The sequence below is a fragment of the Corynebacterium sp. 51B genome (assembly GCF_008930785.1).
GTDB lineage: Bacteria > Actinomycetota > Actinomycetes > Mycobacteriales > Mycobacteriaceae > Corynebacterium > Corynebacterium megadyptis.
The window spans coordinates 1-14,916 of the sequence record NZ_PQMK01000006.1 but is presented as its reverse complement, the minus strand read 5'-3'; the positions used below and the strand labels follow the sequence as shown (position 1 = coordinate 14,916).

Below are 14,916 nucleotides of genomic sequence, written 5' to 3'. Positions count from 1 at the left end.
GCGCTTGCTTGCGTCTGACGCCGCGTCAACCTCGATGCTGATAGTCGGGCGCACGCATCAGCGGCGCGCTGTGAAGATCAAAGAAAGGACACCTGCAGATGGACGAGTTCACAACCGGTGATGTCGCCGAGCTTCTGGGGGTGAGTACGCGCACGCTGCGCTATTGGGACCAGATTGGGCTGCTGAGCCCCACCCAGCGCACGTGGGCTGATCATCGCCTCTACACCCTGCGCGATGTGCACCGCGGCATGGCGGTCCTAATTTTTCGTGCCACTGGCATGTCTTTGCAGGCAGTGGCGGAAATTATGGACGATCCTTCCGCAGTGCGTTCTTCCTTGCGCGCGCAACGACGCCATCTCGCCGCCGATGCAGCCCAGCTGCGCGCCCGAGTGCGCGCAGTGGACAACCTATTGGACTACCTAGTCGAGGAGAACTCAATGTCTCACACAGATTCCGACCCCACTACCCGCCTAGCGCGAGACGCCGCTGCCTGGAAAGCCGAGTGGGAGCGCCATCAGGATGAAGCGGAGCAGCGCTGGTCCCACACCCCAGAATGGTCGGCCAGCCGCGCCGCAGCCGAGAGCATGGATGAGGCCGGCTGGGCGCACATGAAAAAGAACATGGATGACTTTGTCGAGGATCTCGTGGCGGCAGCGGAGGCAAAGGTGAGCCCGAGCTCGCCCGCAGCGGCTGCACTGGTAGATCGTCATGCTGAGCTCATCAGCCACTACTACGAGTGCACCCTAGCCAAGCAGGTGCTGCTCGCCCGCATGTACGAAGCTGATGAGCGCTTCGCCTCCTACTATCGCGGCGCCGCGCCCTTCCTGCGGGCATGCGTGGAGCAGCAGGCAACCCAGCGCGGCATCGATATCGACGCGGTGGAGTGGGAGGACACACCTCAACCCGGCGCCGAGGTATAAGGCTGCACAAAAAATCTCCCGCGGTATCTGTCGGTGATACCGCGGGAGATTATTTAGAGAGGGAACGACGGGAATCGAACCCGCGTCTTCAGCTTGGAAGGCTGAGGTATTAGCCACTATACGACGTTCCCTTGGTGCTGGGTTATGTTAGCGCATGGATTCCGCACAACGCAAAAAGGGGTGTTTCTTAGTTACCAGACAGAACAAGTGCACTCTGCGTATGCTGGGGGTATGCGCCCCAAAATCATTGATGAAGATACTGGACACGAATTGTGGACTGCGTCTGAATGTGCGGACTACTCCGGCACAGCCCGTGGCACGTTCACCAGTTATGCCACCCGAGGCCGCGCCCCCAAGCCAGTAACGAAGCTCCATGGCCTCACCCTCTGGGATTCCACCGTGGTGCGCGAGTGGGTAGCGGAAAGGTCCGGCTCCTCCAACTAGCCGAAGCGGCACCACTGGCTGTCCTGCCGGCACCCCCCACGGGAACCTCTGAGCCGTTTCCGTCGTTTTCTCCAGTGAACCCTTGTTCAAGGATGCTCTCTGCAGAAAGTTTAGGTGAAAACCCAGTGTCAGCTTGGATTTTAATTGCGGTGTCGATTGTCCTCGTTGTGTTTCTCATCAACCGCGTGCAGCAAGGCCAGAACCAGAAGCTCACGCAAACGGACATGGATGATGCCGTGGCAGATGCGCGGCGCTGGATCGAAAGACTCGGCTCCCAAGTGCTGTCGCTGACTGGCTCGGACGCCGCCTCTACCCAGGCGTTGGCGGATGCCTCGGAGCGCTATAACGCAGCCAGTTCGCAGATCTCCACGGCGAATACCCCACAGCAGGCCCGCTTGGCCCGCGAATCTGCCTTGGAGGGCCTGCACTATGTCAATGCCGCCCGCGAGATCATGGATATGCCCGCAGGGCCAGAGTTGCCGCCGCTGGAGGGCCAGCGCGCCGCCGGTAAGGTGACCGAGCCGCGTACCATCCAGCATGAGAACAGCACCATTTCTGCCTCTCCGCACGCTAGCGCGGATACTCCGCACTATTACCCCGGCGGCACTGTCGCAGGCCGCCCCGTTCCAGCCGGCTGGTACTCCAGCGCATGGTGGGGCCCTGCGCTTGCCACCGGCATGTGGACGGCCGGCTCCGTCATGATGTTCTCTGCCTTGTTCTCGGGGATGTCGGGAGTGCACTATGGCGCGGACCAGTTCGCTGATGGCACCGCGGAGGGCAGCGACGACTTCGGTGACGCAGGTGACGCAGGCGAAATGGGAGACGGCGCCGATATGGGCGATGACGGCGGCTTCTTCGACGGCGGCGATGGGGGCATCTTCGACGGCGGCGGCTTCGATTTTGATTTCTAGGCCCAGCGCCGCGCCACAGCCCTGCTAAGCAGAACAACCCCGAGCATCACGCTCGGGGTTGTTCTGTGTCTTTAGGCCTCGTCTTTATGCCTCGGGGGCCACGCCGGTCTTTTCGTAGTCGGCGATGATATCGATACGCCGCTGGTGGCGATCCTCTTGGGACCATTCCTGATCGAGGAAGGCATCCACGATAGACAGGGCCTCCTCCTCGGTGTGCATACGACCGCCGAGGCCAATGAGCTGGGCGTTATTGTGCTCGCGAGCCAAGCGAGCGGTCTCCACGGACCACGCTAGCGCGCAGCGCGCGCCCGGCACCTTATTGGCGGCGATCTGCTCGCCATTACCGGAACCACCGAGGACGATGCCGAGCGAACCCGGATCGTTCACGGTGCGCTGTGCAGCCTCGATACAGAAAGCGGGATAGTCGTCAGCCGCATCGTAGGTGTGAGCACCACAGTCGATCACCTCGTGCCCCTTGGACTCGAGATGGCTTGCAATAATGTTCTTCATGTCGAACCCAGCATGGTCCGCTCCGAGATAAACGCGCATGGCGTTCAGTGTAGACGAAAAGTGAGGTCCTCAGCCGTGAAGAAAACTCTGGCAACGCTCTGTGTTGCCCTTCTGCTCGGAGGATGTTCCACCGATGCGGAGATAGAGCGCTTCTCCACCTCATCGGCGCCCGGCTCTTCCGCTACCGAGAGCACCACAGAGAGCACACCGGCCGCCACAGAAACCACGCCAGAGTCCAACACAGCTGGCGAGCTGCCCGCCGAGGCCGTCGCGGCTGCGGCACTGCTGGATCAGCTGGAGGTTAAGGGCCGCGCCCCCACCACCGGCTATAGCCGCGAGCAGTTTGGCCAGCGCTGGAGCGATGATGTGACTGTGGAGTATGGCCACAATGGCTGCGATACCCGCAACGATATTCTGCGCCGCGACCTGGTGGAGACCACTCTCAAACCGAATACCCGGGACTGCGTGGTGCTACAGGGGCAGCTGCTGGATCCCTACACCGGCGAGTGGATGGATTTTGAGCGCGGCGAGCGCTCCGCCGAGGTTCAAATCGATCACGTCGTGGCACTGTCGAATGCGTGGCAGACTGGGGCGCAGCAGCTTTCACCGGACACTCGGCGCAACTTTGCCAATGATCCCCGTAACTTACTGGCTGTTAGTGGGTGGCAAAACCAGCAAAAAGGGGCTGGAGATGCTGCGACGTGGCTGCCGAAGAACTCCTCGTTCCGTTGTTCTTATGTGCGCTCCCAGATCGAGGTCAAACACGCCTATGCGCTATGGGTGACGCCGCCGGAGAAAGCGGCGATGGAGCGCATTCTGCGGCAGTGTCCTGCCGGCGACGCACACCCTACATCTACTGTGCCCGCACAGCCCGCCACCCCACCGGCGCAGGACACCGCGCCGGCCCCAGCGCCAGACACCGAACACATTCCCGCAGCCCCGGCCGGGGCAACGGAGTATGTGCGTAACTGTGCGGAGGCACGGGCGCGCGGTATGGCACCGCTGCTGCGCGGCGAGCCTGGTTATCGGCCGGGCCTTGATGGCGATAATGACGGCATCGCCTGCGAATAGCAGCCGCTTTATACGCAGGGGCGGGACGTGCTCCAGATAGGGCCGCGGTCTTGTTGTCGTGGGGTTTCTTCCCGCTGCACACGGTGGGTAGGGTTGAGAGAGAACACATCATGTGCCGTTATGAGCAGCACAGAGGACGCAGAGAGGATTCATGTTGGCCAGCACGCACGGCCCCAGCGGGGTGCACCATGATCTGTCCTCGATGCACAATCCCGCGCATAGCCTTCCCGCCACTCAGAGTGTGCCGTGTTTTCTCGCAGACGAAAACACCCAGTTTCCCCGCACGGAGGAGCTGCAGGCTGCCGCAGAGCCGAGAGCGGACCACTCCCCCAGCCCTGCGCCCGCTGCTGCGGATAGTGCCGCTGCTGGAGACGATGAGGCCCGCCCGTGGTGGCGAACCATGGCCGGCATCATCGGCATCTTCATCGTGATTAATCTGATCGCCTTAGGCTTTGGCTCGCTGTTCTTCTGATCGCGCCGCCTCAGCGCGATTTAAACACGCCACCTAAGCGCGCCCACCACGATCGTCGAGCTGCGGCCCTTCGGTGCGGGAGCGCTTGAGCTCGAAGAAGTAAGGGTAGCCGGCGAGCGTGCAGGAGGCGTCGAATAGCTGCCCTGCCTCTTCGCCCCGCGGCACTCGGGTGAGCACCGGGCCGAAGAAGGCGACATCGCCGAGTTCGATGACGGGGGTGCCCACCTCGTCGCCCACTTTGTCCATGGCGCGCTGTTGATAGGCGCGGAGGGCATCATCATTGCTGTCGGTGTGGCCGGCGTCGAGCAGCTCAGCCGGAAGCCCCACCTCGGCGAGGGACGCCGCGATCACCTCGTCGGCGGCATGGTAGCCGCGAACGGTGATCTCCCCACCGTGGTGAATGCGGGTGCCCATGGCGGTGTAGAGCGCGTCGAGTTTCTCTGGGTGCTGCTCTGCCACGGCGACGAATACACGGGCAGGCGCCCAGGTGGCCTTCATCATCTCCTTGTAGTCCTCGGGCAGCTCATCGCGGCCCTCATTGAGGACTGCCAAGCTCATGGGCTGCCAGTTGACGCTGATATCGCGGACCTGTTCTACCTCCTTGATCCAGCGGGAGGTAATCCAGCAGAAGGGACAGGTGACATCGAAATAGAAAGTAATAGAGCGCTTATCGTTCATGCCCGCCCATGCTAATGCACAACGCGCCGCCGGCTCTGCGCAGCCTCCATGCAACACCCACATACCCCGCCGACAACGCGATCTGCGTCACGCTACTACTGTGGTGCGCATGACAAGTGTGAACCTAACCAGAGATGAAGCGCGCGCCCGCGCGGCCATGCTACAGACCGAGCACTATGACATCGCGCTCGATCTGACCACCTCCGACGAGACTTTCCGCTCCACCACCACAGTGCACTTCACGGTGAAGGAGGCGGGTGATAGCTTCATCGATCTCCGCGACGCCCACATCCATTCCGCGTCCCTTGATGGCGAGGACTTCACACCGGAGTATTCCTCCGAGCACGGGCTGCAGCTGAAGCAGCTGAGCGTCGGCGAGCACACCCTCGTGGTCGACGCCGACTGCACCTACTCCCATTCCGGCCAGGGCCTGCACCGCTATGTGGACCCGGCCGATGACAAGGTGTACCTGTACTCCCAGTTCGAGACCGCCGATGCCAAGCGGGTCTATGCCTGCTTCGACCAGCCCGATCTCAAGGCCACCTATCGCCTCAGCGCCGTCACCCCGCAGGACTGGATTGTGATCACCAATGGAGAGACCACCTGCACCGAGTCCGAAGGAAAGCGCGTACACACGGCGGACTTCCCCTATCCGATCTCCACCTATATCGCTGCGGTGTGTGCCGGCCCCTATCACGAAGTACGGGAGACCTGGACGGGCACGCTCACCCACCACCCAGAAACCCCTGCCGATCAGCCCACCGATCTGGAGATCCCGATGGGCCTGTACTGTCGCGCCTCGCTGGCGGACTCGTTGGATGCTGAGCGCATCTTCACCGAGACCCGGCAGGGCTTCGATTTCTACCACCGCAACTTCGGCGTCGCCTACCCCTTTGGCAAGTACGACCAAGTGTTTGTGCCCGAGTTCAACATGGGCGCCATGGAAAACGCCGGATGCGTGACCCACCGCGACGAGTACGTCTTCGACTCCCAGGTGACGCACTACATGTACGAGCGCCGCGCCGATACCATCCTGCACGAGATGGCCCACATGTGGTTCGGCGATCTCGTGACCATGGAATGGTGGGACGATCTGTGGCTCAACGAGTCCTTCGCTACCTGGGCCGCGGCGATCTCCCAGGCTGAGGAAACCCGCTATGACACGGCGTGGACCACCTTCGCCTTTGTGGAGAAGTCCTGGGCCTATAGCCAGGATCAGCTGCCCTCGACGCACCCGATCTCCACAGATGCCTCCGATATTGAGACCGTGGAGCAGAACTTCGACGGCATTACCTACGCCAAGGGCGCCTCGGTGCTGAAGCAGCTGCAGGCCTATGTCGGGCGCGAGGAGTTCTTCGCCGGAGTGCGCCGCCACTTCGCGCGCCATGCTTTCGGCAATGCCACCTTCGATGATCTGCTCGCCTCTTTGGAGGAGGCCTCGGGACGCGATCTGTCGGATTGGTCCAGCCAGTGGTTGAAGACCACCGGCATCAACTCCTTCTCAGTGGAGTCCACGAGCAGCGATGGCGTCTACGATTCCTTTGCCATCGTGCAGTCCGGAGCCACCCCCGGCGCTGGCGAGACCCGCACTCACCGCCTTGCCGTGGGCCTTTACAACCTCCAGGATTCCGCTGTGGTGCGCACCCAGCGCATTGAGCTGGATGTGGACGGCGAGCGCACCGAGGTGACGGATCTCATCGGCACCCCGGAGGCAGATCTGGTGCTGGTCAATGACGATGATCTCACCTACTGCCTCTACGAAGCCGATGAGCAGAGCTTGGCTTTTATTGGCGAGCATATCGACGCCATCGAGGATTCCATGGCGCGGGCACTGTGCTGGTCGGCCGCCAGCCAGGCGACGCGCGATGGCCGTATGCCGGCCCGCGACTTCCTCGCACTCGTGCAGCGCGGTATCACCTCCGAGACCGAGTTGGCCGTGCTGGAGCGCATCTTGCTGCAGGCGCGCATCACCCTGCGTTCCTACGCCGATCCGGAGTGGGCAGAGCAGGAAGGCAAGCAGGCCTTTGCCCGCACGCTTTTCGACGCCCTCTCGCAGCCCCACGACCTCGCTGCCGGCACTGATGCCCAGCTGCCCTTCTTCAAGGCGCTGGCCCAGGTGGAGTTCGGGGATAACGAAGCCGCATTCTTCCGCTCCATCCTCGAGGGCACGTGCACGGTGCCGGAGCTGGAGGTGGATAGCAATATCCGCTGGAGCGCCCTGACAGCCTTGATCGCCCGCGGCGATATCGCGGACCCAGAGGCCGCCATCGCCGCAGAGCGCGAGCGCGATGCCACCGGCTCGGGCCAGAAGTCGGCGTGGCGCGCCGCAGCGGCCATCAATACCGCAGAGAACAAGGCCCAGGTATACGAGCGCCTCAGCACCGCGGCCGGCGAGATCTCGAACCTCGAGCTACGCCACACTCTCGAAGGCTTGCTCTTTGCGGGCTCGGCGCCGAACTTGGAGCAATTCAACGAGCGTTTCGTTGAGCTCGCCCCGCAGCTGTGGGCCGATCTGCCGAATGAGACCGCCCAGCCGCTGCTCGAGGGCATCTACCCCAGCTGGGATATCAGCGCTGAGGGCATCGAGCGCTCCACGCAGCTATTGGATGCGGATATTCCGAGCGCCTTGGCCCGTTTGGTGGCAGAAAACGTCGATGCGCAGCAGCGAGCATTGCGTAACCGCGAGGTGGATGCACGCGCTGGAGAGCGGCGATAAACCCCGCCAATCTTAGGCGCCACTAAGCAGAGGGTGGTCAATATCTCCCAGCTCAGGGGCCGTTTCTGTTGGCGCGGCGCGGCTGTGCTGTCTTAATCTTGAAGGTGCCTGTGTTTTCTGGGCGCTGATGCTGCTCGGAGGGCACGATCGCCGAAGACGAGAGGGAGCTCAGCACTGTGAAGCATCGCATGCCGGTTGTGCGCACGGTCCGCCACGACATCAACCAGAAGCCGTTCATTGTTATCTGGGAGGTCACCCGCGCCTGCGCCTTGGTGTGCAAGCATTGCCGCGCCGATGCCCAGCATCACGCCGCTCCTGGCCAGCTCACCACGGCCGAAGGCAAGGCACTGCTGGAGCGCCTCGCCGCGTATGAGCATCCCCGTCCTTTGGTGGTGCTCACCGGTGGCGATCCTTTTGAGCGCGATGATCTGGTAGAGCTCACCGCCTATGGCACGTCCTTGGGGCTGAGCATCTCGCTCTCACCCTCGGTCACCCCGAAGCTCACCCGCGAACGCATTAGCGCGCTGCGCGAGGCGGGCGGCAAGGCCATGTCCATGTCGCTCGATGGCGCCTTCCCAGAGACGCATGACGCCTTCCGTGGTTTCTCCGGCACCTTCGAAAAGACCGTCGAGATGGCCCCCATCATTACTGAGCTGGGCTATCGTTTGCAGATCAATTCCACGCTCACGAAGTCCAATATCCACGAAGCCCCACACCTGCTCAAACGGGTTATCGATATGGGGGCGAAGATGTGGTACGTCTTTTTCCTCGTGCCTACTGGCCGCGGCGCAGCGTTGAACTCCCTCTCGCCTCAGGAGCGCGAAGACGCCCTGCACTGGCTACATGATGTATCAAATCGCATTGCCATTAAAACCACGGAGGCACCGCAGTATCGGCGCGTCGTACTGCAGGCCCAGCAGGCGAAGGAAGAGGGACGCCCCAGCTATGAGGGCGGCCCGTTGTACCGCGAGCTCACCGAGCTCACCACCGAGCTTCTTGGCAAGTACCCCGCCGCGCCGCGTCGCCCCCGCGCCCCGATGGCGGTGAACTCCGGCTCTGGTTTCGCTTTCGTGGACCATGTGGGCGATGTGTATCCAAGCGGATTTTTGCCCATGCACTGCGGCAATGTGAAAGAGCGCGACTTCCACGATATTTACGCCAACTCAGAAGCCTTTCAAGCATTGCGCGATCCCGACCACTGGCACGGCAAGTGCTCGGTCTGTGATTTCCACTCCGTCTGCGGCGGCTCGCGTTCCACCGCCTATGCGCTCACCGGCGATTACCGCGCCTCCGACCCCACCTGCGCCTATATTCCGCCGGCGTGGGCGGAGGAGCATCCCCACGATTGCGGCGTAGATCGGGCAGCGCTGGAAAAACTCATCGGAGCCGAAGCGCTACGCAGCCACTCCCCTGCCCACGACACGAAGGCCGCTTCCGAGCTCACTGCGTCAGCAACGCCCTAAGAATGAGAGAGATCTTTCTCACAGCTCACCTGAGACTAGGCTAAAGACATCCCATGTCTCATGGGGCTATGGACTCCCTTTATGAGACAATCTTAAAAAAGTCACTTTTCGGCCACTAATGGATTCATTGTGCATTGGGAATGCGTCATGCTCTCCCGCTACAAATAGTTTCCACCAGGGTTGCCCATCCCGTGCGACCCCCGTGCCCGGAAAGGACACCATGAAGACACTCTCGCAGCGCCCGCTTTTGGCTAGCTTCGGCGTTGTTGCCATTGCCCTTCTAAGCCTCTACTTGGGAAGTGTTGTGACTGGTAAACCCGCAATTAACACCGGTCCAGCCCTCTTAGCTTATGTTATTCCGCTCATCGTGGCGGCTGGCGGTCTGTGGTGGTTGAGACTCGGCAAACTTGTCTCCCCAGCTGGCTTCCACGCCAAGGATCCGTTGTGTCTCGGCTGGCCACTCTTCGCAGTATCGGCAGCGTTCCTCGTGGTGAATATACTCTTCACAGAGGAACCCACCGCGCAGCAAAGTGAGGGGGCTATGAAGCGCCTTATGTTCTTCGTTCTCATAACGGCTGCCACAGCGTTCTTTGAGGAAGTCATCTTCCGCGGCATAATCCTGCACATCCTACTCAACAACTCCACGTTCCCACCTACCCGTGCCGTCATCTTCAGCGCCGTGTTCTTTGGACTGACCCACCTTGCCAACCTGACGCGTTACCCCGAAATAATCATCGGCACCTTTAGCCAAGTGTTCTACACCTTCGCGCTGGGAATCTTCCTCGGAGCACTGATGCTGCATACTCAAAACCTGTGGGTGCCTATCATCGGCCACTTAGTGTTCAATGTGCTCGGTAGCTTTACCAGCATTTACGTCCTGCCAGACACAAGGCTCGAGGATATTACGATCTTCGGTGCTCTCCTGCAGCTCGTGTTGGTCTCTCCCCTCCTCTTCATCGGACTTCGCTGGTTGAAAAAGGCCCACGGTTAGCACCCATCAGATACTGTGCGGGACGCAACTCACTTAATTCTCACCCATCTGGTGTTAGGCGAACACCTCCTCTATGGTGGTTCGTCGTGAATACAGAGATTTCCTACCCCAACTCTTTGACCTTGCCCCCCGATACGCTCGTACAGGCGGCAATGACGTCCACGGTGGATACCACTGTCGATACCATCGGCTCGTGGTGGGATCAGCCACTGGTGCAAGAGTGGCTGATTTCCAAGCCGATCCACATTGTCATCATTGTGATCGTGGCGATCGCCCTTAACTATTTCCTCCGTAAGCTCATCACTAAGGTGTCCGAGAACGCCGCCAGTGATAAGCGCTCCAAGATCGGGTTTAGTTCCGCCCACAATGATCCCGCCGAAGAGGAAGATGATCCGAAAAAGGCCGAGCTGCTTCGCCAACAGCTTGCCGCTCAGGATAAAGCTCGAGCGCAGCGTCGTGAAGCGCGCATGATGACTCTCGCCACGGTGGGGCGCTCGGCCGTGTCCATCGTGGTGTGGGTGTGGGCGGCGCTCGCGATCCTCGATGAGGTGGGCGTGAATGTGACCCCGCTGATCGCCTCCGCTGGTGTTGTGGGTGTGGCCCTCGGCTTCGGCGCCCAGGCGCTGGTCAAGGACTTCCTCTCCGGCATCTTCATGATGATCGAGGACCAGTACGGCGTGGGCGATACCATCTCCGTCGGCGATGTCGCCGGCGATGTGGAGGATGTGTCGCTGCGTGTGACCACCGTGCGCGATGTGGACGGTGTGCTCTGGTTCGTGCGCAACGGCGAGATTCTCTCGGTGGGTAACTATTCCCAGGGCTACTCCATCGCGCGAATTGAAATCCCCGTGTCGCTGTCTGCAGATGTTGATGCCGCGCAAAAGACCATCTTCGACACTGTGCAGCGCTCTGCTGCCGCCGAGGAATACCGCGCCGATATTCTGGGTGATCCCGAGTTGGCGGGCATCTCCAAGTTCAATGTGGACCACATGGTGGTGCGCGTGAATATCAAGGTGATGCCGGCTAAGAAATGGGCGGTGGAGCGCGCCATGACGGCCGAGATTATGAAGGCCATGCACGCTGCCGATATCCACGCTCCCTACCGTTTTGGTTATGGTTTCGGCGCACCTGGCGCCCCAGCGGGCCTCGATTAGTCACCTTGGCTCTACTCTCGCTGTGGCGTGGTGCCACGGTTTATCAGAGAGTAGATATCCACAGCAGCAGGTCTTCATAGACCTGCTGCTTATTTGTTTCCTGCAGGATTTCGTGTCGCTTACCCGGGTACACCACGGCGCTGACGCGGTCGACTCCCGCGGCATCGTAGCGATTAGCCACTTGGGTGGCTCCGGTAGCCCCGCCTACCGGGTCCTTGGCCCCAGAGACCACCAGAATGGGCAGGTCGCGAGGGGTGGCGCTAAACGTGGCGCGAGTATTTACCCGCCTATGAGCGCTGAGAAAATCGGCGAAGAATTGATTAGTAGGCACGAAGCCGCACAGCGGATCAGCGCGATAGCTATCCACCACCGCAGGATCGGAACAGAGCCAGTCCACACTGGTGCGACGCTCGAAGCCCTTGTTATAGCCGGCAAAAACCAGGTTGTTGAGCAGGTGTGCCGTGCACCGCGGTTTCCGCTCGGCCAGGGCAGAGGCCAGCAGCAGACCCGGGGAGGCATAGCACGGCCACCGGCCAGTACCCACGAGAATCGCCCCCGCGAGGGGCTGATAGCCGCGGGTGAGGTAGTCACGGGTGGCGAAAGACCCCATGGAGTGGCCGAGCATAATCCACGGCACATCTGGGTAGGTGCGCTGGAAATGCGTGCGCACCAAGGAGATGTCCTCCACTACGCGCGACCAGCCATTCTCATCCGCGAAGTGGCCGAGCACGCCGCTGGTGACGGCCTCGGGTCCATGGCCGCGATGATCATGGGCCACCACCGCAATATCGTTGCTATTCAGAAACTGCGCCAGCTCATCGTAGCGGCCTGCGTGTTCGGCCATGCCATGCACGATCTGCACCACCTGGCGCGGCTTGGCGGCCGGCCAGTGATAGGTGCGGGTTCTGATTCCATCGTGAGTGATCACACCGTTGATCATTGGGTACTCTCGCCACACATCCTTGTTCTTCACACGTGCCGCGCTTCTCGACGCCGCCCTCGAGTGTTTAAGCCTAGCCGCAGCAGCACACGTGGTGCTGCTAGCGCGGCTTAAATCACGTAGTGCACATAGCGCTGCTCCTCCAAACGGGCGCGGAGCACCCGCCCGGGAATGGCGTGCACCAGCCTGCGGGTGAAATCATCGGAGGGGTTGTCGAATACCTCGGCCACCGGTCCATAGTCCACCTGGCGTCCGCGTTGCATCACCGACACCGTGGAGGAAATAGCGCGCACAACCGCGAGGTCGTGGGAAATAAACACATAGGTCAGCCCCAGCTCCTCTTGGAGATCGTGCAAGGTTTCGAGAATCTGGGCCTGCACCGTCACATCGAGCGCGGAGACCGCCTCATCAAGCACGATGAGCTCGGGGCGCACCACGAGGGCACGGGCGATCGCGGCGCGTTGCAGCTGCCCGCCGGAGAGCTCCCGCGGGCGGCGATACGCCAAGGCGGGATCGAGGTGCACCTTGCTGAAGGCCTCTTCCACATGGTCCTGCCGCTCCCGCCGCCGCCGCACGTGCCCGAAGTTGCGCAGCGGCTCCGCCACCGACTCCCCCAGGCTCAACCGCGGGTCGAAGGAGGAATAGGGGTTTTGATAGACCAGCTGCACCCGCCGGCGCAGCGCGCGCACCTGCGCGGGCGAGGCATCGCTGAGCGAGGCATCACCGAGGAGCACCTGGCCCGCAGAGGGGGTGTGGAACATGGAGATGATGCGCCCGATCGTGGTTTTCCCCGACCCCGACTCGCCCACCAGCCCGTGCGTGGTGCCGCGGCCGACCTCGAAGGAGACATCATCCACGGCCGTCACCCCCGGAAAGCTCTTCGAGAGCCGCTCCACGCGCAGCAAGGGGGAGGTCTCTGTCGGCTCTACTGCCGCAGGCGTGGTGGGGCTATTCAGTGAGGGCGCATGAGAGATGAGCCGCTGGGTGTAGTCCTCCCGCGGGGCACCCATCACTCGCGCGGAGGTGCCGGACTCCACCACCTGTCCCTTATTCATCACCATGATGCGATCCGCGCGATCGCCCGCCACCGCGAGATCGTGGGTAATGAGCAGCACGCCGGCCCCGAGCTCGCGGGTCATCTCGGCCAGCACATCGAGCACCACATCCTGCACCGTCACATCCAGCGCCGAAGTGGGCTCATCGGCGATGATGAGCTCCGGTTCGCCGGCGATGGCGGCGGCGATGAGCGCGCGCTGGCGTAACCCACCCGAGAGCTCGTGCGGATATTGGCCATAGCGCAGCTCGGGTCGATCCACCCCCACCTTGTCCAAGAGCTCCACCACCCGCTGCCGAGTGGCGCCGCGCGGGTTATGAATAGCGATTGCCTCGGCGATCGTTTCGCCGATGGTGTGCACCGGGTTGAAGGAATTAGTGGGATCCTGCGGTACCAATCCGATGCGCCGGCCGCGGATGGTGCGGAGAAAGCGCTCCTCACGCCCCACGAGCTCTTCCCCGCAGAGCGTGATCGAGCCATGGGTGATGCGGGCGTTATCCCCTAAAAGCCCCACGATGGCCTGCGCCGTGGTGGTTTTACCGGAGCCGGACTCACCCACGATGGCCAAGGTTTCGCCAGCCTGCAGGGTGGCGTCGATAAGCGAAATGGCGGGAGTGTTCCCATAGGAGACGCTGAGGCCATCGATGGAAAGTAGCGGAGTATCAGACATCTAGATCGCAACCTTTCTGTGCACGAGTCGGCTGAGCCGGGTGACGGCGAGCACCGTGAACACCACGATGAGGCCAGGAAGGACGGTGAGCCACCACGCGGTGACCACATAGTCGCGTCCGTCGGCGACGAGCAGACCCCACTCGGGTGTGGGTGGGGTGGCGCCATAGCCGAGGAAGCCTAGGGTGGAGATTTGGAGGATGGCGCTGCCGAATTGCAGCGCCGCCAGAGCGATCACTGGGGTGAGCGAGTTGGGCAGAACATGCCGGAGCAAGGCGCGGGGAAAACTAGCCCCAGCACCGAAAGCCGCCTCCACATAGTCGGCCTGCATCACGCTCAGCACCTGCGAGCGGGCGAGGCGGGCGAACATGGCCACGGTGGTCACTCCCACCGCGATCGAGGCGTTGATCGTGCCAAAGCCCACGATAATGATTATGGACAGGCTCAACAGCAGAGCCGGGATGGCCAGCAGCACATCCACCACACGCATGAGCACGGTTTCGACCCAGCCGCCGCGGGCGCCGGCGAGCACGCCGATGGCGGTGCCGACGATCACGCCCACGAGCACGGCGATCAACGCTCCCGCCAGGGAATGACGGGCGCCGTAGACCACGCGGGCGTAGACATCACGGCCGGTGGCGTCGGTGCCAAACCAGTGCTCCGCCGATGGCGGCTGCAGCGACTGCGAGGTTACTGCCAGCGGGTCGGCCTGAGCGAAGATCCCCGGCAGGGCGGCCCAACTGATCATGAGCAGGAGAAAAATACCCGCAAGGGCCGTGCTGAGCGTGCTCGCACCGCGGGCCACGACGCGGGCCACGTCGGCAGTGGACGAGGACTGGTGAGGGGCAGCGGTTGAATCGGCTGCGGGGTGCTGTGCGGTGATTGTCGTCATCGTGTCTCCTCTTCGGTGGCGGGGGCGGCCG

The 14,916-nt window shown here is 62.1% G+C and carries 14 protein-coding genes and 1 tRNA gene; 9 read left to right on the top strand and 6 right to left on the bottom strand.

The features are described 5' to 3' along the window. Positions 1-98 precede the first annotated feature (98 nt). Positions 99-920, top strand: coding sequence for a MerR family transcriptional regulator (locus GBB14_RS07800; RefSeq protein ID WP_151529097.1), 822 nt, complete (start codon positions 99-101; stop codon positions 918-920). 59 nt (positions 921-979) lie between these two features. Here GBB14_RS07800 and GBB14_RS07795 read toward each other — a convergent pair. Beyond that, positions 980-1,051: transfer RNA gene (locus GBB14_RS07795), tRNA-Gly, on the bottom strand. A gap of 100 nt (positions 1,052-1,151) precedes the next feature. Here GBB14_RS07795 and GBB14_RS07790 point away from each other — a divergent pair. Beyond that, entirely contained in the window at positions 1,152-1,364 is a 213-nt protein-coding gene (locus GBB14_RS07790; protein ID WP_151529096.1) for an AlpA family transcriptional regulator, read from the top strand. A gap of 125 nt (positions 1,365-1,489) precedes the next feature. After that, complete coding sequence (locus GBB14_RS07785; RefSeq protein WP_151529095.1) at positions 1,490-2,275, top strand: DUF1542 domain-containing protein; 786 nt, start codon at positions 1,490-1,492, stop codon at positions 2,273-2,275. A gap of 84 nt (positions 2,276-2,359) precedes the next feature. On the opposite strand, the gene GBB14_RS07780 is transcribed toward GBB14_RS07785, so the two are convergent. Next, a complete protein-coding gene (locus tag GBB14_RS07780) occupies positions 2,360-2,824 on the bottom strand; it encodes a ribose-5-phosphate isomerase (protein WP_151529094.1) in 465 nt (154 codons plus the stop codon). Between the two features lie 36 nt (positions 2,825-2,860). On the opposite strand from GBB14_RS07780, the gene GBB14_RS07775 reads away from it, so the two are divergent. Together GBB14_RS07775 and GBB14_RS07770 are read left to right on the top strand one after the other, a co-directional pair. Next, positions 2,861-3,856, top strand: coding sequence for a DUF1524 domain-containing protein (locus GBB14_RS07775; RefSeq protein WP_225976653.1), 996 nt, complete (start codon positions 2,861-2,863; stop codon positions 3,854-3,856). 151 nt (positions 3,857-4,007) lie between these two features. Then, positions 4,008-4,328: a hypothetical protein gene (locus GBB14_RS07770; protein WP_151529092.1), complete on the top strand. Its 321-nt coding sequence runs from the start codon at positions 4,008-4,010 to the stop codon at positions 4,326-4,328. 33 nt (positions 4,329-4,361) lie between these two features. Here the strand turns inward: GBB14_RS07770 and GBB14_RS07765 are convergent, their stop codons facing one another. Then, on the bottom strand, positions 4,362-5,006 hold the full coding sequence (locus GBB14_RS07765) for a DsbA family protein (protein WP_151529091.1): 645 nt from the start codon (positions 5,004-5,006) through the stop codon (positions 4,362-4,364). A gap of 109 nt (positions 5,007-5,115) precedes the next feature. Between GBB14_RS07765 and pepN the strand changes: the two genes are divergently transcribed. From pepN to GBB14_RS07745, 4 genes are all read left to right on the top strand, one after another. Continuing rightward, on the top strand, positions 5,116-7,722 hold the full coding sequence (gene pepN / locus GBB14_RS07760; RefSeq protein ID WP_151529090.1) for an aminopeptidase N: 2,607 nt from the start codon (positions 5,116-5,118) through the stop codon (positions 7,720-7,722). Positions 7,723-7,910: 188 nt separating this feature from the next. Then, positions 7,911-9,185 carry a TIGR04053 family radical SAM/SPASM domain-containing protein gene (locus tag GBB14_RS07755; RefSeq protein WP_151529258.1) on the top strand — a complete coding sequence of 425 codons (1,275 nt, stop codon included), beginning with the start codon at positions 7,911-7,913 and terminating at the stop codon, positions 9,183-9,185. A 220-nt stretch (positions 9,186-9,405) separates the two neighbouring features. Next, a complete protein-coding gene (locus tag GBB14_RS07750; RefSeq protein WP_192796117.1) occupies positions 9,406-10,176 on the top strand; it encodes a CPBP family intramembrane glutamic endopeptidase in 771 nt (256 codons plus the stop codon). An 86-nt stretch (positions 10,177-10,262) separates the two neighbouring features. Next, positions 10,263-11,330 carry a mechanosensitive ion channel family protein gene (locus tag GBB14_RS07745; RefSeq protein ID WP_151529088.1) on the top strand — a complete coding sequence of 356 codons (1,068 nt, stop codon included), beginning with the start codon at positions 10,263-10,265 and terminating at the stop codon, positions 11,328-11,330. Positions 11,331-11,373: 43 nt separating this feature from the next. Here the strand turns inward: GBB14_RS07745 and GBB14_RS07740 are convergent, their stop codons facing one another. The 3 genes from GBB14_RS07740 to GBB14_RS07730 all read right to left on the bottom strand — a co-directional run bounded on the left by GBB14_RS07740 (position 11,374) and on the right by GBB14_RS07730 (position 14,885). After that, positions 11,374-12,303, bottom strand: coding sequence for an alpha/beta hydrolase (locus GBB14_RS07740; RefSeq protein WP_151529087.1), 930 nt, complete (start codon positions 12,301-12,303; stop codon positions 11,374-11,376). A gap of 77 nt (positions 12,304-12,380) precedes the next feature. Next, the gene (locus tag GBB14_RS07735; protein WP_151529086.1) at positions 12,381-13,994 is read right to left on the bottom strand and encodes an ABC transporter ATP-binding protein; all 1,614 of its coding nucleotides are present in this window, start codon (positions 13,992-13,994) and stop codon (positions 12,381-12,383) included. Further along, the gene (locus GBB14_RS07730; RefSeq protein ID WP_151529085.1) at positions 13,995-14,885 is read right to left on the bottom strand and encodes an ABC transporter permease; all 891 of its coding nucleotides are present in this window, start codon (positions 14,883-14,885) and stop codon (positions 13,995-13,997) included. Between the last annotated feature and the right edge of the window lie 31 nt (positions 14,886-14,916).